The organism is bacterium 336/3, assembly GCA_001281695.1.
In the GTDB taxonomy this organism is placed as follows: Bacteria; Bacteroidota; Bacteroidia; order Cytophagales; family Thermonemataceae; genus Raineya.
Genome location: LJIE01000001.1, coordinates 1,497,843 through 1,518,289 on the forward strand (window position 1 = coordinate 1,497,843; position 20,447 = coordinate 1,518,289).

Sequence of the window (20,447 nt, forward strand, 5' to 3'; positions counted from 1 at the left end):
CAAATGGTTTAAGTGTAAAGTTTTAAAGCTTGTAGCTAATTAAATCGCCTTCATTGAGGTCTTGATAACCAACAGTGATTACTTTATCACCATTTTGTAAACCTCCTAAAATTTCGGCAGAACGATTATAAATTTGCCCAACTTGGATTTTTCTTCTTTTAGCTACTTTTTGTCCATTTTCTTCAACAGCTACCATTACAAAACTACCATCAGTACTACTTTGTACTACATTGATAGGCACTGTAATAGAAGCATCTTTTTGATAATTTTCTACTTTAAGAGTTGCAATCATGTTAGGACGAATGTCTTTATCGTAAGGAATAACTACCTCCACTCTAAAACTACGATTCAGAGGATTGATGGTTTGTGCTGTAAAGACAATTTTACCTTTTACATCTCTCTTTAAATCAGGAAGATGAACAATCACCTCTGCTCCGTTTTTAATTTGAGCTGAGTAGCTTTCAGGCACATCCGCAACAGCTCTCAAATCAGAAGCATTTACAATCTTGATACCTGGCATACCTGGTGAAGCCATTTCACCCATTTTCATATAAACTTCTTCTACTGTTCCACCCATTGGAGCCACAACTCTCGTTTTAGAGTATTGTTCTTGCAAAGCAGACATTTGTTGTTCTAAACCATCTACGGTACTTTTAGCTTGTAAATAAGCGATTTCTGTTCCTATTTTTTGTTCCCAAAGGGTTTTTTGTTTCTCATAAACAGTTTTTGCAAGTTCTATTTGTGTTTTGAGAGGAGCCATATTCTTGAGAATGAGACTTCCATCAATCACTGCAACAACCTGTCCAGCACCTACAAAATCGCCTCTGCGTACATATACGGCTTGTACTACACCAGGTACTTGTGCCCCAACGTTTACAATACGGTCAGATTCAAATCTTCCTTGTATTTCTACATAATTAGAGAAACTACCACTTTGTAAAGAGGTTATCATTACATTTTTGGCTTTCATCAGCTTGGTATTTGTACCAAGTTCTTTTTCTAATTGAGCAATTTTAGCATCTATCTCTTTCTTTTGAGATTTTAATTGAGCTAATTCAGCTTTTTTATCTACTTTGCCTCCACAGGCACTTACTAAAAAAACTAAGAGTGTAAAAAATAGTATGGGTTTCATATTATAAAAAGTTTAAATTCAATAAAAATAAAAGGTTGAAGGCTGAATATTTTAGTTTTTGATAAGTTTTCCTAATGCTTTATCTAAATCTACTTTGGCAATGAGAGCATCATATAATGAAGCATAATAATTGGTTTCAGCTTCTTTAACTGCACTTTCTGCGGTTACAATGTCTGAGCTTGTACCTACACCTTGCTTATATTTAATTTGAGATACTCTCACAACCTCTTTGGCAAGCTCCATATTACGTTTTTGGATTTCCAAAGATTCTAAGGCATTACGAAGCGTGATTTGAGACTGATTAGTCTGAAAATCAATAGCTTTTTCAAGATTTTTTCTATCTTGTTCCAATTTGAGAAGCTCTAAATTACTTTGTTGGACTTTGTACTTTTTCTGTAAACCATCAAAAATAGGAACGTTGAGTTGCAAGCCAACTGTACCATAACCCAACCAACGATTTTTGAAATCTCCAATATTGGCAAAATATTTTGTACCAGTCTGATAACCCATTTGCCCAAAAGCTACTAAATTGGGTAGATAACCTGAGCGTACATTCTTTTTGTTAAGTTCAGATAAAGCAATACCTGTTTCGAGAGTGCTGTATTCAATTCTACTTTTGTAGTCAGCTTTTACATTTTGTTCAGGGATTTGCTCCAACTGAAAATCTCTAATAGAACCTGTCACATCCAATTGATCTTGAGCAGGCATTCCCATTTGAAATTTTAAAAGCTCATTGCTCAACTGAATCAATCTATCTACTTTGTTTTTCTCTGAACGCAAATTATTGGCTGTTACTTCCAAACGGTTTAAATCTAGATTTTCTGCGAAGCCTTGTTTGTTCAATGCTCTTACATCTTTGAGTAATGAATCTAAACGGGATAGGTTATTATCTAATAGTGTAACTCTCTCTTTAGCAACCAATAATGAAAAATACGCTTTGGTTACATTTTCGGCTGTAGCTATTTTAGATGTTTCTGTATTTCTTTTGGATAATTGAGTGTATGTTTGAGCGGCTTGCAAACCCACTAAATAAGAACCATTGAAAATAATCTGATTGATGGTTATTCCTGCACTACTAGAAAATTTTGGACTAAAAATACCTCTTCTTGCAATAAAATCTGCATCTGCTGGGGCTGTTGGGTCAAAAAAGTTAGCAGGTAGAAAATTAGGGGCTAACTCAAAGTTATACAACAAACTCGCAGAGCCATTAATTTGCGGTAAACCAATACCAATGGTTTCATTTACTCTGGCTTTGGCAATTTGTTCATCCAACAATGATTTTTGAATGGTAGCAGAATTTGTGTAGGCATATTCCAAACATTGTTGGAGCGTCATGGTGTGGCGTTGTTGTGCATAAGAAAAATGTGCAAACAGCAAAAATGTCAAATAGATTAGTTGTTTCATACATTAAAATAAATAAAGAGTAAAACTTTTATAGCTGGTTAAAGGTAGATTTTAAGGATTATTAAAAACTTTTTGAGGTTCTTTTGTAAAATACTCTTCAAGCAGAGCAAAGCCTTTTGGAGTAACAATACCTCTAATAAAATGCTCTAAAAACGTAATTTGAATTGTTAAGATGTCAAATTTATCAGGAGGGAACAAAGTGCCATCAAAAGCCATTTCTATTTGCATTACTCTTAAAATAGCTAAAATTTCGATGTTTAAATCAGCTTTGTATAAACCCTCTTGTACACCTTGTTCAATATTTTTCTTTACTTGTTCGATGATAAAGCCTTTTTTGTGCTCTTGCCATAAACTCCAAGCCTTTGGATGATAACGTTGTAAGTCGAAAAATAATGATGGATTGACACCTTTTAAATTATTTTTAAGATGTCGACTCATACCAATTACTTCGTCTATGGCATTTCCTGCACTTTGCATGATTTGGCAAATTTCACTTTTATCTTGCTCAAAATGACGAACTCCCATCTGATATACCAAATCATCTTTATCCTTAAAGAATTGATAAATTGTTTTTTTAGACATAGCCAAATCTCTTGCGATATCATCCATCGTGATACTACGGATACCATATCTCATAAAAAGTTCTTCTGCTTTGGCTAATATGCGTTCTTTTGTTTCCACTTAAATTTTAAAATATTTTTCGACACAAAACTACGGAAACTTTAAAAATTTCCAAAGTTTTTTCAGTTTTTTTTATGACTTTTTCTTTTAATTTTGAAGTTTATTCAAAGTATTCTACTTTCACATTTTCTATATCTGTATGCCTCAATCTATTGCACATATTGCTTTGGTAGTTGATGATTACGACAAAGCCATAACATTTTATACTCAAAAACTCAATTTTAAACTTATAGAAGATACAAAACTCTCAGAAACTAAACGTTGGGTCATTGTAAAACCTGATGGTTCAGATTGTTCATTATTATTAGCTAAAGCAAATAATGATGAACAAGCAAGCAGAGTGGGAAATCAAACAGGTGGGCGAGTTTTTTTATTTCTGTACACTGATAATTTTGAAAGGGATTATCAAAATTTATTGGACAAAGATGTACAAATTGTTAGAGAGCCTATTGTAGAAGTTTATGGTAAGGTTTGTGTTTTTGCAGATTTATATGGTAATCTTTGGGATATGATACAGCCTATTTAGTTATTTGGTGGCAGCTCTACGAAGCCTATCATTGATGGCTTTGCCTAAATTTTCTTCGGGTAATAATTCAGCAATAATGACTTTTATAGGCATTTGGTCGAGTTCTCGCATAAAGGAAAACAGATTTTGAGCTGCTTCTAAAAAGTCTTTGTTGGGGGATAGTATTTTTTGATTCTCCAAAGGAAAATCTTCTTTAAATTCAAAAAAAGATAATACCCCAATTTCTTCAGGAAGGAATTTCTCTAAAAGAGCATTTTTATTATCCAAGAAAAAAGGTTTTCGAGGGGCATAATGGCTTTCTAACATGCCAGGGGCATTGGGGTTGGAGCTGGAATGAGGGCGTATTTCTACACTACCTATCACATTTTCAATGGTTTCTACACTGATGCCACCTAATCTATAAATAATAGCTTTTCCTTCTTCAAAACCAACAATTGTGGACTCAATACCTACTTCACAAGCTCCGCCATCCAAAATTAAAGAAATTTTATTACCTAATTGAGCTTCTACATGCTCGGCTTTGGTGGGGCTGATATACCCAAAAGGGTTTGCACTGGGAGCAGCCAAAGGAAAATCAAGCTTTTCTAATAGATTAAGTGTTAGTGTATGTTTGGGAATACGAACAGCCACCCTTGAGAGCCCCGAAGTAACCAAATCGGGTATAATATCCCTTTTGGAAAGTAATAAAGTAAGTGAACCAGGCCAAAATGCTTGAGCCAATAACCATGCTTGCTCAGGAATATACTCTACAAATTGGTTTATTTTGTCAATAGAATTGGTATGTATAATGAGAGGATCAAATGTTGGTCTATTTTTGACTTCAAAGATTTTAGCTACAGCTTTTACATCCAAAGCATTGGCAGCAAGCCCATATACAGTTTCAGTGGGTATGGCTACCAAATTTCCTTCTCTTAGGAGTTTTTCTGCTAATTGTAAATCTTTGCTTATCATGTGTTTAAATAAAGAGTCAAAGCAAATGCTTTGTTCTTGGTTTATTTGTTGCTATTTTTGCACAAAAATAACTAAAAACTCTTTATTTGAATGACAAGTTATGAGTTATAAATTGTTGTTGTTGTATAAAATGTTGATTTGTAGATAATTAAAAAAAAGAAATAAAAATATAAAAAAATGTTTATAGACACACATGCTCATTTGTATTTGAAAGAATTTAAAAATGACCTTTCAGATACAGTGAATCGTAGTAAGGACGCAGGGTTAGAGAAAATTTATTTACCCAATATTGATGTAAAAAGCATAGATAGTATGCTTGAATTGGAATTAAAGCATCCAGAATGTATTGCTACAATGGGTTTACACCCTTGTTCTGTGAAAAAAGGTTTTGAAAAAGAACTTTATATTATAGAAGATTGGCTCAAAAAACGAAAATTTGTGGCTATTGGCGAAATGGGTACAGATTTGTATTGGGACAAAACACATTGGAAAGAGCAAGTAGAGGCTTTTAAAATACAAGCTTTGTGGGCTAAAGAATACGATTTACCCCTGATTATTCATTGCAGAGATTCAATGGATGAAACAATCCAGCTTATTGAGGATTTGCAAATAGAAGGGCTCAGAGGAGTATTTCATTGCTTTGGGGGAACAGTAGAACAAGCTGAAAAAATAATTGCATTGGGATTTTATTTAGGGATTGGTGGGGTTGTAACTTTCAAAAAATCAGGTTTAGATACAGTATTGCCACAAATAAACCTTGAACACTTGGTTTTAGAAACAGATAGCCCATATTTAGCACCCGTTCCACATAGAGGTGGACGAAATGAAAGTAGCTATATTCCTATCATTGCCAAAACCATTGCTCAAATAAAAGGTGTGAGTGTGGAAGCTGTGGCACAAGCTACTACCAAAAATGCTAAGAAAATGTTTGGTGAAATTATATAAAAGACTGTTTCATGCAATCTTTTATCATTTACAGTTTTTGTCTATCATTTCTTGAACTTTTGAGTATTTGTACTCCAAAGCCTTTTTAAACTCTAAACAAGCTCCTGATTTATCATTCACAGATAATCGTATCAAACCTCTTTGGTAATAAGCTGGAGCATTTTTAGAGTCTAATAAAATAACTTTATTGAAATCGTTGATGGCTCCTGATGCATCATCCAATTTTATTTTTAAAATGCCTCTCAAATAATAAGCATCAATATTTTTACTATTTAATTTCAGCGTTTCATTGACGTCTGTAAGAGCTTTTAAATAATTTTGAGTGCTATCTAAAGCATGAGCTCTTTCAAGATATAAAGATGCATCTTGAGGGTTTTGGGAGATTTTTCTATCTAAAACACTGATACGATTAGAAATAATTTCTTTATTATCTTTTTGTGCTACACAAGATTGTAAACAAAAATATATGAAACCTAATAAGTAGCTTTTTTTGCAAAAATTCATGTCTTTTTTTTGTAAAATTAGAAAAGAGAAACAGTTTTAACAAAAAAAAAGCATTTGTATTGAAAATTTTTCGTAAAATCAATATATTTTTGCATCTTTAATATAAAGTTATTGAAGTCTTTTAGACTGCCTATGCACAAACTAAAATATACATATCTATATATAATTTTTTTCATCTCTTACTGTTTAGTTTCAAAAGCTCAACAATATCGGTTCAGTACCTATTCACTTGAAGAAGGATTGCCACAATCAGAAGTAATGGATATTTTAGAAGATAGAAGAGGAAGTATTTGGGTTGGGACAAATGGAGGAGGAGTCGCTCGTTTCAATGGAATTTCCTTTAAATCATATAATGAACAAAATGGGTTAGCTAATAACAGAGTGAAAAAACTCTATGAAGATAAACAAGGGAATTTGTGGTTTATTTCTGAAAGAGGAATTACTAAATATGATGGAAAAAATTTTAAAAAATATACAGAAACACAAGGATTTAGCAATGGAGTAGATTTTGAAGTAACAGAAGATTATGAAGGGAAATTGTGGTTTTTGATTAAAAAAGAAAAAGGGGCTAATAAAATTGTATATTATAACAATGACAGTTTTACTGATCTTACATTTCAAAATTTACAACTACAGAAAAATAACAATGTAAAATCAATTGCCATTCATCAAAATAAAGCACTTATTATACAAACAGATAATGGCTTTTATGAATATAAAGACGAAAAATTGATAAGTTCACCTCTCAACGAATTATTGAAGGAAAAAGGGAAAACAGCCCGTTTATATGGCTCAAATCGTGATAAACTACCCCGAATATTAGTAGAAAATCCTGTTAATAAGACAGTTGATTTGTACTTGTATGTTAATGGAGGACTTACTTTAGATAGAAGTTTAGGACAATTTACACTACTGGAGTTTTTGAGCTTATCGGAAGATAAAGCAAAAAATATATGGGTTTCAGTGGATAAGAAAGGTTTTTTTAAAATAGATACTAATGGAGATATAAAAAACTTCTCTACTTCTAATGGATTGCCTATCAATTCTTTAGAAGCTATTTTAGCAGATGATTCTGGTAATATTTGGTTAAGTGCTTATGGAAAAGGCTTGATACGTTACATTGGAGATCAGTTTACTCAGTATTATAATAATGAAGGGCTTACAAGTGGTTTAGTTTGGGCTTTTTATGAAGATAAAAGTGGAAAATATTGGGTGGGTGAAAGTGGTAGTAACCCATTTTGTGCTTTTGAAAAAAATAAATTTACTCATATTCCTGTTGAAAGGAATATTTATTTAAAAAGAGTACAAACCATTGCAGAAACACTGGAAAATGAATTGCTTGTGAGTACAGTAAGAGGCGTTTGGCAATATACAGGAGGTGTTTTAGTAAATGTATTTAAAAAATATGGATTGCCAGAAGATTTACATACTACTGATATTTGTGTAGCTCAAAGTGGAATATGGTTTGCATCATATCAAGACGGAGTGTACTATTACAATTATCAAACTGGTGAAACCACATGGATTAACACAAAAAGCCATAACCTTGTAAGTGATTTAGTTAATGATATTTTTGAAGACTCTCATAAGAGAATTTGGATTTGTACGAATTACGGAATTTCTATTTATGATGGAGGAAAAATAACAAATTACTCTAAAAAAAATGATTTACCCAGTGAATATACCATTAATGCTACTGAGGATAAAAATGGAAATGTTTGGATAGCTACTTTTGGAGGACTTCTACGATTTTCAAGAGAAACTCAAAAGTTTGACTTAATTACAGAAACCAATGGAATTTTATCAAATAATCTGTATGCAATTTTAGTTGATAAAAAGAATCAGGTTTGGTTAGGAACTCAAATAGGAATAAGTAGGCTAAATATTGATGCAAAAGGTAATATTTTAAAAATAAGAAATTATGACAAACATAGTGGTTTTGCAGGCTTAGAAGCTAATGAAAAAGCTATTTATGAAGATAAAGCAGGTAATATTTGGTTTGGAACAGTAAGAGGGCTTATTAAATATAGTCCAGAGAAAGACAACCAAACAGATGAGATATTACAAGTAAATTTGACAGAACTACAATTGTTTTTACAAAAAACCAATTGGTTAGAAGCTGAATTAAATACTTTCCACAAAGGTTTCATTCAATGGTCTTTTCTACCCAAAGAATTAAAATTGCCATATAATAAAAATTATCTTTCATTTCAGTTTGAACCAACCAATTATAAATATGCCGAATCATTTGAGTATCAATGGATATTAGAAGGTATAGAAAATAATTGGAGTAAAAAAAGCTCTAAAACAGAAGCTATTTATACAAATCTTCCACCTGGTACATATACATTTAAAGTGAGGGCATGCTTACCTAATGGAGCTTGTGGAGAGCAAATTACAGAATATACCTTTGTAATTCAACCTGCATTTTGGCAGACTTGGTGGTTTTATGTGCTTATTTTTCTTGTAGTAGGTTTAGTTGTAGTTGTTTTAGTCCGCCAAAGATTTGTTTCTGTAGAGAATCAGAAAAAAAATCTACAAATAAAGATTGCGGAAGCTAGTAAAGCACTCATATCTCAAAATGATGAACTTATTCATCAAAAAAAGGAAATTGAAGAACAAAAAATAAACTTACAGCAACTCAATGCTACCAAAGATAAATTTTTCTCTATTCTTGCACATGACATAAAAGGCCCCTTGAATTCTTTAACAGCATTTTTAAATATTATGACTGACCATCTTGATGAGATGAGTCAAGATGATATTCGTTTTATGAGTTCAAACCTCAATAAGTCTGTAAAAAACCTTTATAGCTTACTCGAAAATGTGCTTTCTTGGTCTCGTTCTCAAATGGGAGTATTAGAATATACTTATACTGAAGCGGATCTATACACATTGATTGAAAATAACATTCAGTTACTTGCTGTTTCAGCTCAAAATAAAGGAATACACTTGAGTAATGAGGCTGTCAAGAACTTAAAAGTTTGGATAGATGTAAACTCTATCAATACAGTTCTCAGAAATTTACTTTCTAATGCCATCAAATTTACATCTACAGATGGAACAGTTACAATTAAGACTATTCTTAAACAGAAAGAAGTAGAAATACAAGTGATAGACACTGGTATTGGGATGAACAAAGAAGTAATAAAAAAGATATTTCAAATAGACTCCAGATATACCACCAAAGGAACAGCCAGTGAAGTAGGAACAGGCTTGGGATTGGTTTTAGTAAAAGAGTTTGTAGAAAAAAATGGAGGCAACTTAGAAGTTGAAAGTGAAGAAGGAAAAGGATCTAAATTTTTGTTTAGTCTTCCACTCTACGAAAAAACAGAAAAAAAATCAGTTCAAAATCTTGTCGAAAAGACTTAAAACATAATATGAGATATTATCTTTTTATATATTTTTGGTTCTTAAGTGTGTTTGTGTGGGCAAGCAACGATATTCTCGTGCTTAAAGAAGAAACATTGAATATAGCTATCAATGCCTCATTTAAAGTAGCAGAGGATGCAACAGGAAAGATGACTCTTCAAGATGCTTTGACAAGTGGAAATCAATTTAAATACCCTAAAGACAATCCACTATTTCACTTTGGGCTTACAAAATCTACTTTTTGGGTTAAAGGGAAGATACAAAACAATAATGAAAATGATAAGTATATCTTATATGTTGATGATCCATCACTCACATTAGTAGAAATATATGTACTGAATACTCAAAATCAAGAGATTCTTTATTCTAAAAGTGGTACAAAAGTTTTAAATCAAGAACAGCTACTGAAAGGTAACACGATTGCTTTTCCTATTCATATTCCTAAAAATCAGGTAGTCCAAGTTTTTCTTCGGATCAGAACTAATAGTTTTATGACTGTTCCTATCAAAATAAAGGAAGTAGAAAGTTTTCAAGCAGAAGTATTTTCAACAAGTTTCTTTTTAGGTATATTCTATGGATTAATGTTTTTGATGGTAGTTTATAATTTACTGGGCTTTTTCGTTTCAAAAGAAGATTTACTTATCTATTTTACTTTGAGTGTTCTATTTTTTACAGCAGGTGTAGGCACTTATGATGGAATGCTCTCAGCGTATTTGCCTTGGGTTTATGATAACTTAAATTATTCTCCTGAATCTTTTTTAATTAGTATAGGTATGGGGTTTTCTATACTTTTTACAAGGTCTTTTCTAAATGTTCCAAAAAACTCTCAACTCTCTGATATTCTAAAAGTATTATCAGGATTCTTTTTTGTTAATACACTAGTAAGTCTGTTTACGCCTATTTTTGGAATCTATGTTTTAATAGGTTTAGTACCTCTTTATATCATGATGGCCATTTGGGGTTTTGTGTGGGCGTATCAAAATAAGGTAGCTTTAGCAAAATATTTGATGGTTGCTAACGTATTTCTGATTGTAGGGGCTTGTATCAACCTTCTAGCTATGTTTGGCTCACTTACATCTCCTTGGTGGAACAACTATGGCCTGCATGTAGGTTATATGTTATATATACTCACCATTTCTTTTGGAATAGCAGGAAAGCTTAATAGAATGAGACTAGAAGTAGTACATAAAGAAAATCAAATTTTAAAAGAAAAAGCAAAAAAAGACGTAGAGAGAGAAAAAAATATAGAACTTGAGAAAATTGTAAAAGAAAGAACATTAGCTCTCACACAACAAAATGATGAACTTGTAAAACTTAATGCAGAATTAGATAGATTTGTATATAGTATTTCTCATGAATTAAGCTCACCACTCAAATCTCTCATTGGGCTTATCCAACTCATGAAACAAGATAAAGATCCTGATAGTTTGGCTATTTATTTGGAAATGCAGGAAAAAAGTATTCACAAACTGGATTTATACACAAGAGAACTTACAGATTTGCTTAGAAATGCTCGTATAGATATTCAAAAACAATCTATTCATTTCAGAGAATTGCTTAATGAAGTACTTAATCAAAGAAAATCGGATTTAGGATATGATAAAGTAAAGAAAATTATCAGTATCAAACAGGATATATCTTTTGCTTCTGATAAGAATAGATTAGCTGTATTGCTGGGCAATTTGATTAGTAATGGTATTCAGTATTATAGACAAGGAATTCAGTCGCATTTGAAGATACAGATAGAAGTTAATACGGAAAAAGCACTTATTACTGTGTCAGATAATGGGCAAGGAATAGGTAGAGAGCATCTGGAGAAAGTATTTAATATGTTTTATCGAGCTAGTGAGAAAAGTCAGGGTTCAGGCTTAGGTTTGTATATCGTAAAAGAAACTATTACAAAACTCAATGGTAAAATAGATATGCATTCTGAACTTAATATTGGCACTATCTTTAAAATAGAAATACCTAATTTGGCGGAACCTGAAAACGTTTCTGTAACAGCTACACAAACTGTATAGTTTAAGATTATACTATACATTACAAACTGTTTTTTAAATAATTTTTCATGTGTGTAATTGAAATATCTGTTATTAGTAAGTAAATAAAAAGAGACACAGAGTATATAATTTCTGTGTCTCTTTTTGCATTTTAAAGTTCTATATAATTTGATTATTAATCCAAAGTCTTATTGTATACCTTGTTCTCTGTACTCAATTGTTGATTTTGCAACCCCAAAATTCTCATCTATATTAGTTTTTTCGAAATATAAAAAAGCAATTTTAATAATGGCTTGATGGTGAATACAATGTTCAATATTATACATTAACTCTCTATGGTAGTTTGTTATCGTAATTATATCTTGGTTGTTGTAAAGTGTAGTAAGATATAATGTTTTATTATCTTTCTCTAAGTTTTGTATAACATTTGCAATGCATTCAATAGCAAAATCTACATTCTCTTGTATGTGAATATCACGTTTTCTTTTATCATAATTAATATTTTTAGATTCATAACCTACAAGGAGTTGTTGAAACAACTCAATAATGTGTCGAGTATGTTCTCCAATTGTAGCATTACTCAATAAACCAATTTTTTGGGTATATTCATCATAAGTTAATTGATTGATAGAATCAATAAGTTGTATTAAAACAGTTCTAGCCTCAATATTTATAGATGATTGATTCATTTTGTTTTTAGTTTATTAGAGAAAATTTTGTGTAGTTTATCCATTTTGGGTTTTATGACGGCTTTGCAATAGGGTTGTTCTTGATTTAACTTGTAATATTCCTGATGATAGTTTTCAGCTTTATAAAATTTATTGAATGCTGACACTTCTGTAACTATAGGATTATCAAAAGCTTTGTTGGTATTTAATGTAGTAATAACATTTTGAGCAAGTTTTTTTTGCTTGTCATTATGATAAAAAATAGCAGAACGATATTGTGTGCCCACATCTGCTCCTTGTCTGTTCAATGTTGTAGGATCATGTAATGAAAAGAAAACTTCTAGTAATTCTTCCAAACTAATAATATTGGAGTCATAAGTAACTTGAACTACTTCAACATGACCAGTATCACCATTAGATATTTCTTTGTAAGTAGGGTTTATTGTTTTGCCTCCACTATAACCAGATTCGACACTTTTTACACCTTTTAATTCTTCAAAAATGGCTTCAATACACCAAAAACATCCTCCTCCAAGAGTAATGGTTTCTATACTTTCAGTTTTAACGATCTCTTTTTTTGGTTCAAAAGATAATGAGCCTGAATTTACACAATAACGTTTACCTGTTTCAGTAGGGCCATCATCAAAGATATGCCCTAAATGACCACCACATTTAGCACAGGTAATTTCTGTTCTTTTCATTCCATGACTGTTATCTTCAGTTTGAATAATTTTTCCACCTGCTATTTCCTTGTCAAAACTCGGCCAACCACAATGAGAATCAAATTTCATATCATCAGAAAAAAGGGCTTCCCCACAACCAGCACATTTATATGTACCTTTTTCTTTTGTAAAAACAAATTCTCCTGTAAATGCTCTTTCGGTACCTTTTTCACGAAGTATGTAATACTGCTCAGGTGTTAATTTGGCTTTCCATTCTTGTTCTGTTAATTTCATCTTTGAAATAGGGGGTTTATCTAAAGAATTATCTTTTTGTTTTGTCTTGTTTTGAGCACAACTTGTAAAACTCACAAGCATTAAGCACCACAAGTAAATGATATTAGTTTTCATGACTTGAATGTTTGAATGAATAAAATAAACTCGGTTTATGCATAGTACAAAGTATAATGATTGTTATAAGTCTTAAAACTCAAGAAACAATACTCTTGTTTTTTATTTAATATTTTTTAACCAATTTTTATCTGCATTTCCTTTTAGATTTTTTTCATCTTTATTCCAGCTTTTCAAAGTATTGTTGAAATAAGCATTATAAAAAAGATATAGTTTGCCATCTAAAATTTTAAAAGTTTCAGGGTCTACTTCCACCTTTTCCCCAGAATCTCCCATTGCAAAAGCACACCAACCTCCATATTGAGGCTCATACTTTATTGGATTGGTTAAAAATTGTTTCTTATTATTTTCAGAGGAAAAGTAGTAAATAACACCTTCGTAAGTTACTGAAAAATTCGCTTTGCCCTTAATAGCTTTATTAGAGGTAAAATAAGCAATAAGATCATAGCCTTGTATAGCAAGTCCTTTTTCTAAGTTAAAATGCTTTTTCCTCTCTGTTATTGTATTTTGAGCGAAAAGTTGTGAGGAAATGTTCAATAAAAGAACTAAAATGAAATATCTCATATTTTTTTGATTTAAATATTATGAGACAAAAATAAATAAGCTTGAGAAAACAAAATGTAAACTATTTTACATTTTGCACAAAGTTTTTAATAATTTCTATATTAGGAATAATAATTTCTTTCTGAGAATAGGTTAAGATACCTTCTTTTTCAAGGTCTTTGAAAAGTGATATAATAGTTTGTCTTGTGGTACAAATGAGTTGTGCAATATCTTTCTGAGTTAAATAATTGGGTAATATAAATGTAGAAGACTGTACATTTTCTTTCTCAATAATCATATTTAAAAGTAGTAGTAGGCGTGTTTTAGCATCTTTAAATAAAATATTTTTATAGCTGTTCTGAATTTTTTTGAAATTAAAACCAATAAATTTTATATAATTCAAAGCAAAATCAGGTTTTTTATACATTATTTCTTCTAATTTTTCTCTGTAAAAAGTACAAATGATAGCCTCATCTGAAACTACCTTAAAAAACTCTTCGTTTTTTCCAGGTTTTTCTAAATTTAAGTCGCCAAACATATCACCCTTTTGAAGAATATCTATCAAAAGTTCTTCACCTTCTTCATTAATACTGATGAGTTTGATAGTACCTTGTTTTAAAAAGTAAATTCTTTCCTTATCACTAAAGGGTAAATCTATTAATTCATTTTTTTTAGATTTCTTAAACCGTTTTAAAATACATAAAGCGTCTATTTCAGAAAAACTCAAATTTCTAAAGAGTTTATGTTCATGTAAATACCAATATTTTAGGTTTGATGTCATATCTTTTTTACTTGCTGATGAATTCTGACTAAAATCAAGTTACTACAATTCATAAACTCTTATTATGTAGCTTAAATCTAGTTATTTACTTTTTAAGTAATACAATTTAATAATATTCTTTTTTGAGCTTACGGCCTTAGAGCTATAACAACACTAAAAAAATTACGTTTTATATAGAAAATGAAGAATAAAAATACTTTTGAGCCTTTGTGTGAAGAAGTAATAAAGTTAGATGATAAAATATAGAAGGCTTTAATTTTTTTCGTAAAAACTATGTTTTAATTTTAATAGTAAAAATGCATTTTAACATTAAATCCATATTTAATGATAAGTTATCTTAAAAGAATATTTTTTTTCTTTGTTTTGTTGAAGGCAGAGGTGTTTGCCCAGAACATAAATCTTATAAAAACTGTCCAAATCCCTTTTGTTCAAAATGTTTCTATGGATTTCTATGGAAATATCTATGTTGCAGATAGCCAAGGAAATTTAACACAATACAATGAAAAAGGAGATAGTTTGAAGCGTTTTGCTCCTGAACAAGTGGCAAACTTACATTCTTTAGAAGCATGGAAAGGGCTTGAAATACTTCTGTTTTACAGAGACTTACAACGTTATACTTGGTTAAATCGGTTTCTTGTACCTTTAGAAACTCAAAACTTAGATAGTGAAAAAATAGGATTTGCTCGTCTACTTACTTATGCTAATGATGGTAATTTATGGTTATTTGATGAACAAGATTTCTCTTTAAAAAAATATCAAACGAATACTAATACAGTTCATATTAAAACTCCATGCGATTTGATTTTTAACCCAAAAATATACTCTCTGAGCTTTCTGAGGGAATATCAGAATCAGGTTTTTCTAGTAGATTCAAATTCAGGAATTTTTATCTTCGATAATTTTGGAAATTACAAAAAAAATTTACAAATTAGTAACATAAATTTTATCAGTTTCGTTAAAGATGATATAGCATATATCGATAAAAATGTGTTATATTTACGTCATCTTTACACAGATGTTCAACATAAACTTCATTTGCCTATAGAATACAATTACAAAGATTTTTTTTTAATTAGCACCAATTATGTGTATCTTTTTACATCAAAAGAAATGCTAATTTTTAAATACAATAAAAAAAATCCATAATTGGATTCATTTGGCAAGGTTTTGGTAGTATTCATTCCAAATTATTGCAAAATGAGAAAACTGTTTACATATATTTTAATTCTCTTGAGTGTTTATATAGGTTTTGTAGAACCCGTAAAAGCCTCTGATACAGCTATTACTCAAGAAGAAGAATACAATCCAACAAATATAGAATTTGAGGTACGCTTAACAGCTCCCCGCCGATTTGCCGTGATTTTCGAAAATCCTGATGGTAATTCAATTTATGTGAAAGTATATGACATGGTAGGCAATCAAGTGGCTCAAGAAATATCTAATCATAAAGGACGTTTTGCAAAAGAATTTGATATGAGTAGCAGTCGTTCCGAAGTTTTCATTGTAGAAGTAGGCAATGCACGCATTAATAACACTAAAAGAGTATTCTTGCAGAAATGATAAACGCATGTATGTTCGTTTTTTAAAGCCTATTTTAGACATCTTATTTTCAATAATCACCTTACCTTTTATTCTGCCAATATTTTTGGCAGTTTTTTTATTGCTTTTGATTTTCAATAAAGGTAGAGTATTTTTCACACAAATACGACCAGGGTTACATGGGAAGCCTTTTAAGATATTCAAATTTAGAACTTTATATGATGAAAAAGAAGGTACTGATGAAGAAAGAGCTACTCCAATAGGTAAAATTTTACGCAAAACTTATTTAGATGAGTTGCCTCAAATATTGAATATTCTACTTTTAGATATGAGTTGGATAGGTCCCAGACCATTATTAATGGAATACTTGAATGTCTATACCACAGAACAACACCAAAGACACCATGTAAAACCAGGTATTACAGGGCTTGCCCAAATCAAAGAAAGTAAAAATGCTTCTCTTTCTGAAAAAACGCTTTGGGATGTTCGTTATGTAAAATCTATTTCTTTTCGTCTGGATGCTTATATCACATGGCATACAATTTTAAAAATTTTAGGAAGATAATTTTTGAGAAAAAATAAAATGAACGCTTATCTTTGTAAGCATTCAACCACCTCAAAATAATACTTCTCATGATACTCCTCGATGGAAAAAAAACTTCTCAAGAAATTAAAGATGAATTAAAGTTAGCAGTTGATGCAATCAGGCAACAAGGCGGAAAAATTCCTCATTTGGCTGCTGTTTTGGTAGGTAATGATGGTGCAAGTGAAACCTATGTAGCCAGTAAGGTAAAGAGTTGTGAAGAAGTAGGATTTGGCTCTACACTTATTCGTTTGGAAGCTAGTATTTCTGAAAATGAGCTATTACAAACCATTGAAAATCTTAATAACAACCCTGAAGTAGATGGTTTTATTGTACAATTGCCCCTTCCTAAACATATTTCTGAAAATAAAGTTATTGAAAGTATAGCTCCAGAGAAAGATGTAGATGGTTTTCATCCTATCAATATTGGTAGAATGGCAAAAAACCTGCCTGCATACATTCCAGCTACCCCTTATGGTATTTTACAAATGCTTGAAAGATACGATATTGAAACATCAGGAAAGCATTGTGTAGTAATAGGCAGAAGTAACATTGTAGGTTCACCCATGAGTATACTGATGGCAAGAAATACCAAGATAGGTAACTGTACTGTAACACTTTGTCATAGTAAAACCCAAAATCTAGAAGAATTTACCAAAAAAGCTGACATTGTAATAGTTGCTTTGGGAAAACCTGAGTTTTTGACTGCCAATATGATAAAAGAAGGAGCTGTTGTTATTGATGTAGGAATTACGAGAGTAGAAGATGACACCAAAAAATCGGGTTATCGAATAGTGGGTGATGTACGTTTTGACGAAGTAAGCCAAAAGGCATCATTTATTACTCCTGTTCCAGGTGGAGTGGGCTTGATGACTGTAACTTCTTTAATGCAAAACACACTCTTAGCTGCCCAAAAACGTGTTTATCAATAAAAAGCTTAAAAAGGTGAAGTTTTTCACCTTTTTTTATTTTGGAAAGTTTAAAGAACATAACACATCATTAGATTGTTAATAAAGATGTATCAATTAATTTTTATAAAATCAAATTTATGGAATATAGACGTTTAGGTAAATCAGGTTTACAAGTTAGTGTACTTTCTTTTGGCTCTTGGCTTACATTTGGCAAACAAATAGGCGATACAACAGCCGAAGACCTTATGAAAATTGCTTATGATAATGGCATCAACTTCTTTGATAATGCTGAAATCTACTCCAAAGGGCAATCAGAAATAGTAATGGGAAATGCCTTGAAAAAATTGGGCTGGTCAAGAGATACTTTTGTGGTATCGAGTAAAGTCTTTTTTGGAGCAGGTGGCAGATTGCCAAATCAAACAGGTTTGAGCAGAAAACACGTTTTTGAAGCTTGTGATGCAGCTTTAAAACGCCTGCAAGTAGATTACTTAGATTTATATTTTTGTCATCGCCCAGATAAAAATACACCCATTGAGGAAACAGTTTGGGCAATGAACGATTTGGTTAGAATGGGAAAAGTGTTGTATTGGGGAACATCAGAGTGGTCAGCTCAAGAAATTCAAGAGGCTTATTCTGTAGCAAGACAATATAATCTGATTCCTCCCACAATGGAGCAACCTCAATACAATATGCTTCACAGAGATAGAGTAGAAGTAGAATATACTCAACTCTATAAAAATATTGGCTTAGGAACGACTATTTGGTCTCCTTTGGCATCAGGAATATTAACAGGTAAATACAACGAAAATTTCCCAGATGATACAAGATTGAATATAGAGGGTTTAGAGTGGCTCAAAGATAGAGAGCTTACTGAAAGAAAAATCGAAAAAGTAAGAAAATTGACAACTTTTGCCAAAGAATTGGGTACTACCATGCCTCTTTTGGCTTTGGCGTGGGCAATTAAACCTGCTTATATCAGCACAGCAATTACAGGGGCTTCTAAAACGAGCCAGTTACAAGAAAATCTAAAAGCTATTGAGGTAGCCAACACATTACTAACACCAGAAGTAATGGCTAAAATTGAAGCTATTTTAGAGAATACGCCTGTAAACCCTATGTTTTAATAAAAAGCTCTTGGAAACAAGAGCTTTTTTATGAATAAACTTCTTTGGGATATTTTCTACGAATTTTATTAATCATGAATTTCTTACGCATCTCAAAACTATTGGGATGCATTTGTTCAAAATCGGAACGTAAGGCAAGCCAAAGCGTATGTTCTTGCTCTTGTAAAGCTTGCCAATCAATGTTTTTCTTTTCAAAATATTCTTCGAGAGTCATTACAATTTAGCTCTTTTTCTCCAATTACTTTTGCTTGTAGTAGGTTGTTGGTCAGTTGCTTGGCTGCTTTTTTTCTGACTTAAAAGCAAATCTACAACCATTGCTCCTACTTTTGCTTTAGTTTGGTTCTTTGGTTTTACCAGTTTCTCAGGAGTGAAATAATCTTTCACAAAATTGGTATCAAAATGCCCTGAAATGAAAGACTCATGTTCTAATACGAATTTACAGAACCCAAGCGTAGTTTCAATACCTGTAATTTGGTATTCATCAATGGCTCTTTTCATTCTGTTGATAGCTTCCTCTCTGTCCTTGCCTGTGGCAATAAGTTTTGCAATCATAGGGTCATAATAAATAGGAATTTCCATACCTTGCTCAAAACCATCATCTACACGAATACCTGCCCCTTGTGGACGTATATATGTTGTGAGTGTACCAATATCAGGCAAGAAGTTATTTGTTGGGTCTTCAGCATATACTCTGATTTCAAGAGCATGCCCTAATATTTTTAAATCTTCTTGTTTAAAACTCAGAGGCTCGCCTTGAGCAATTTTGATTTGTTCTTTGACCAAGTCTATACCTGTAATTTGCTCTGTAACAGGATGTTCTACTTGAAGACGAGTGTTCATTTCCAAGAAATAAAACTTTAAATCTTGTCCCATAACAAACTCTACTGTTCCTGCATTGAAGTACCCACACGAACGAGCCACATTTACGGCAGCCTCACCAATGGCTTTGCGTACTTCGGGCGTAAGAATGGGGGAGGGAGCTTCTTCAATTACTTTTTGGTGTCTGCGTTGGATAGAACATTCTCTTTCAAAGAGATACACAATATTACCATGTTGGTCACCCAAAATCTGAACTTCAATATGTTTGGGAGCCAATACAAATTTTTCAATAAATACAGAGCCATCACCAAAAGCGGAAATAGCTTCACTTACAGCTCTTTCCATTTGTTCTTCAAACTCTTTTTCGTTTTCTACAAGTCGCATACCTTTTCCACCACCACCAGCAGAGGCTTTGATGAGTACAGGATAGCCAATTTCTTCAGCAATTTTCTTAGCTTCTGTAATATCCGAAATTGCACCAGCTGTACCAGGTACCATTGGTACATTAAATTTCTTAGCAGATTCTTTCGCAGCCAATTTACTACCCATTACTTCAATGGCTTTTACAGGAGGTCCTACAAAAATAAGTCCTGCTTCTTCTACCATTTTAGCAAATTGAGCATTTTCTGAAAGGAAACCGTACCCTGGGTGAATCGCATCTACACCCAAACGTTTTGCCACTTCAATAATTTTTTCGCCTCTTAAATATGACTGGTTGCTTGGTGCTTCGCCAATACAAACAGCTTCATCAGCATAACGAACATGCAAAGCTTTTCTATCGGCGGTGCTATATACAGCCACTGTTTTGATACCCATTTCTTTGGCTGAACGCATGACACGCAAAGCAATTTCTCCTCGATTGGCTACTAAAAGTTTTTGTATTTTTTTCATGAA

The 20,447-nt window shown here is 31.9% G+C and carries 18 protein-coding genes and 2 pseudogenes; 9 read left to right on the forward strand and 11 right to left on the reverse strand.

Translation table 11 applies throughout. The features are described 5' to 3' along the window. Nucleotides 1–22 precede the first annotated feature (22 nt). The 3 genes from AD998_07050 to AD998_07060 form a co-directional block, all read right to left on the reverse strand. A complete protein-coding gene (locus tag AD998_07050; GenBank protein ID KOY85932.1) occupies nt 23–1,132 on the reverse strand; it encodes a hypothetical protein in 1,110 nt (369 codons plus the stop codon). Nucleotides 1,133–1,183: 51 nt separating this feature from the next. Then, nucleotides 1,184–2,467 carry a hypothetical protein gene (locus AD998_07055; GenBank protein ID KOY85933.1) on the reverse strand — a complete coding sequence of 428 codons (1,284 nt, stop codon included), beginning with the start codon at nt 2,465–2,467 and terminating at the stop codon, nt 1,184–1,186. Between the two features lie 120 nt (nt 2,468–2,587). Further along, nucleotides 2,588–3,217 (reverse strand): hypothetical protein, encoded by a 630-nt coding sequence (locus tag AD998_07060; protein KOY85934.1) that lies wholly within the window; start codon nt 3,215–3,217, stop codon nt 2,588–2,590. A 139-nt stretch (nt 3,218–3,356) separates the two neighbouring features. On the opposite strand from AD998_07060, the gene AD998_07065 reads away from it, so the two are divergent. Continuing rightward, entirely contained in the window at nt 3,357–3,743 is a 387-nt protein-coding gene (locus AD998_07065) for a hypothetical protein (GenBank protein KOY85935.1), read from the forward strand. Here the strand turns inward: AD998_07065 and AD998_07070 are convergent, their stop codons facing one another. Next, nucleotides 3,744–4,694: a translation factor (SUA5) gene (locus AD998_07070; GenBank protein ID KOY85936.1), complete on the reverse strand. Its 951-nt coding sequence runs from the start codon at nt 4,692–4,694 to the stop codon at nt 3,744–3,746. A gap of 177 nt (nt 4,695–4,871) precedes the next feature. Here AD998_07070 and AD998_07075 point away from each other — a divergent pair, with 177 nt between their 5' ends. Next, nucleotides 4,872–5,639, forward strand: coding sequence for a hydrolase TatD (locus AD998_07075; protein ID KOY85937.1), 768 nt, complete (start codon nt 4,872–4,874; stop codon nt 5,637–5,639). A 24-nt stretch (nt 5,640–5,663) separates the two neighbouring features. On the opposite strand, the pseudogene AD998_07080 reads toward AD998_07075, so the two are convergent. Beyond that, nucleotides 5,664–5,960: pseudogene (locus tag AD998_07080) on the reverse strand (hypothetical protein). Between the two features lie 441 nt (nt 5,961–6,401). On the opposite strand from AD998_07080, the gene AD998_07085 reads away from it, so the two are divergent. Both AD998_07085 and AD998_07090 read left to right on the forward strand, forming a co-directional pair. Continuing rightward, the gene (locus AD998_07085; GenBank protein ID KOY85938.1) at nt 6,402–9,515 is read left to right on the forward strand and encodes a hypothetical protein; all 3,114 of its coding nucleotides are present in this window, start codon (nt 6,402–6,404) and stop codon (nt 9,513–9,515) included. A gap of 1,298 nt (nt 9,516–10,813) precedes the next feature. Continuing rightward, nucleotides 10,814–11,536 (forward strand): annotated as a pseudogene (locus tag AD998_07090) (hypothetical protein). Between the two features lie 167 nt (nt 11,537–11,703). Here AD998_07090 and AD998_07095 read toward each other — a convergent pair. The 4 genes from AD998_07095 to AD998_07110 all read right to left on the reverse strand — a co-directional run bounded on the left by AD998_07095 (nt 11,704) and on the right by AD998_07110 (nt 14,577). Then, nucleotides 11,704–12,204: a hypothetical protein gene (locus AD998_07095; protein ID KOY85939.1), complete on the reverse strand. Its 501-nt coding sequence runs from the start codon at nt 12,202–12,204 to the stop codon at nt 11,704–11,706. Next, nucleotides 12,201–13,139, reverse strand: a complete 939-nt coding sequence (locus AD998_07100) for a hypothetical protein (GenBank protein KOY88099.1) — start codon at nt 13,137–13,139, stop codon at nt 12,201–12,203. The genes AD998_07095 and AD998_07100 overlap by 4 nt, the downstream gene beginning before the upstream one ends. A 216-nt stretch (nt 13,140–13,355) precedes the next feature. Then, nucleotides 13,356–13,817: a YHS domain protein gene (locus AD998_07105; protein ID KOY85940.1), complete on the reverse strand. Its 462-nt coding sequence runs from the start codon at nt 13,815–13,817 to the stop codon at nt 13,356–13,358. A 61-nt stretch (nt 13,818–13,878) separates the two neighbouring features. Next, nucleotides 13,879–14,577, reverse strand: coding sequence for a hypothetical protein (locus tag AD998_07110; GenBank protein KOY85941.1), 699 nt, complete (start codon nt 14,575–14,577; stop codon nt 13,879–13,881). 324 nt (nt 14,578–14,901) lie between these two features. Between AD998_07110 and AD998_07115 the strand changes: the two genes are divergently transcribed. From AD998_07115 to AD998_07135, 5 genes are all read left to right on the forward strand, one after another. Further along, nucleotides 14,902–15,723, forward strand: coding sequence for a hypothetical protein (locus AD998_07115; GenBank protein ID KOY85942.1), 822 nt, complete (start codon nt 14,902–14,904; stop codon nt 15,721–15,723). Further along, complete coding sequence (locus AD998_07120; protein ID KOY85943.1) at nt 15,724–16,137, forward strand: hypothetical protein; 414 nt, start codon at nt 15,724–15,726, stop codon at nt 16,135–16,137. It abuts the gene before it with no gap. Nucleotides 16,138–16,144: 7 nt separating this feature from the next. Then, nucleotides 16,145–16,681, forward strand: a complete 537-nt coding sequence (locus AD998_07125) for a hypothetical protein (GenBank protein ID KOY85944.1) — start codon at nt 16,145–16,147, stop codon at nt 16,679–16,681. A gap of 68 nt (nt 16,682–16,749) precedes the next feature. After that, nucleotides 16,750–17,631: a 5,10-methylene-tetrahydrofolate cyclohydrolase gene (locus AD998_07130; GenBank protein KOY85945.1), complete on the forward strand. Its 882-nt coding sequence runs from the start codon at nt 16,750–16,752 to the stop codon at nt 17,629–17,631. 116 nt (nt 17,632–17,747) lie between these two features. Beyond that, the gene (locus AD998_07135) at nt 17,748–18,734 is read left to right on the forward strand and encodes an alcohol dehydrogenase (protein KOY85946.1); all 987 of its coding nucleotides are present in this window, start codon (nt 17,748–17,750) and stop codon (nt 18,732–18,734) included. Between the two features lie 28 nt (nt 18,735–18,762). On the opposite strand, the gene AD998_07140 is transcribed toward AD998_07135, so the two are convergent. Both AD998_07140 and AD998_07145 read right to left on the reverse strand, forming a co-directional pair. Beyond that, nucleotides 18,763–18,948 carry a hypothetical protein gene (locus AD998_07140; GenBank protein ID KOY85947.1) on the reverse strand — a complete coding sequence of 62 codons (186 nt, stop codon included), beginning with the start codon at nt 18,946–18,948 and terminating at the stop codon, nt 18,763–18,765. Next, a complete protein-coding gene (locus AD998_07145) occupies nt 18,948–20,444 on the reverse strand; it encodes a biotin carboxylase (protein ID KOY85948.1) in 1,497 nt (498 codons plus the stop codon). Before AD998_07145 ends, AD998_07140 begins: the two co-directional genes overlap by 1 nt. Nucleotides 20,445–20,447 lie beyond the last annotated feature (3 nt).

Excerpts from the sequence above, each read along its gene's own strand:
- AD998_07130 (KOY85945.1), top strand. The coding sequence starts at position 16,750 with ATGATACTCCTCGATGGAAAAAAAACTTCTCAAGAAATTAAAGATGAA.
- AD998_07065 (KOY85935.1), top strand. The coding sequence starts at position 3,357 with ATGCCTCAATCTATTGCACATATTGCTTTGGTAGTTGATGATTACGAC.
- AD998_07125 (KOY85944.1), top strand. The coding sequence starts at position 16,145 with ATGTATGTTCGTTTTTTAAAGCCTATTTTAGACATCTTATTTTCAATA.
- AD998_07075 (KOY85937.1), top strand. The coding sequence starts at position 4,872 with ATGTTTATAGACACACATGCTCATTTGTATTTGAAAGAATTTAAAAAT.
- AD998_07100 (KOY88099.1), bottom strand. The coding sequence starts at position 13,139 with ATGAAATTAACAGAACAAGAATGGAAAGCCAAATTAACACCTGAGCAG.
- AD998_07115 (KOY85942.1), top strand. The coding sequence starts at position 14,902 with ATGATAAGTTATCTTAAAAGAATATTTTTTTTCTTTGTTTTGTTGAAG.
- AD998_07085 (KOY85938.1), top strand. The coding sequence starts at position 6,402 with ATGGATATTTTAGAAGATAGAAGAGGAAGTATTTGGGTTGGGACAAAT.
- AD998_07140 (KOY85947.1), bottom strand. The coding sequence starts at position 18,948 with ATGACTCTCGAAGAATATTTTGAAAAGAAAAACATTGATTGGCAAGCT.
- AD998_07055 (KOY85933.1), bottom strand. The coding sequence starts at position 2,467 with ATGACGCTCCAACAATGTTTGGAATATGCCTACACAAATTCTGCTACC.
- AD998_07110 (KOY85941.1), bottom strand. The coding sequence starts at position 14,577 with ATGACATCAAACCTAAAATATTGGTATTTACATGAACATAAACTCTTT.
- AD998_07145 (KOY85948.1), bottom strand. The coding sequence starts at position 20,444 with ATGAAAAAAATACAAAAACTTTTAGTAGCCAATCGAGGAGAAATTGCT.
- AD998_07095 (KOY85939.1), bottom strand. The coding sequence starts at position 12,204 with ATGAATCAATCATCTATAAATATTGAGGCTAGAACTGTTTTAATACAA.
- AD998_07135 (KOY85946.1), top strand. The coding sequence starts at position 17,748 with ATGGAATATAGACGTTTAGGTAAATCAGGTTTACAAGTTAGTGTACTT.
- AD998_07105 (KOY85940.1), bottom strand. The coding sequence starts at position 13,817 with ATGAGATATTTCATTTTAGTTCTTTTATTGAACATTTCCTCACAACTT.
- AD998_07050 (KOY85932.1), bottom strand. The coding sequence starts at position 1,132 with ATGAAACCCATACTATTTTTTACACTCTTAGTTTTTTTAGTAAGTGCC.
- AD998_07070 (KOY85936.1), bottom strand. The coding sequence starts at position 4,694 with ATGATAAGCAAAGATTTACAATTAGCAGAAAAACTCCTAAGAGAAGGA.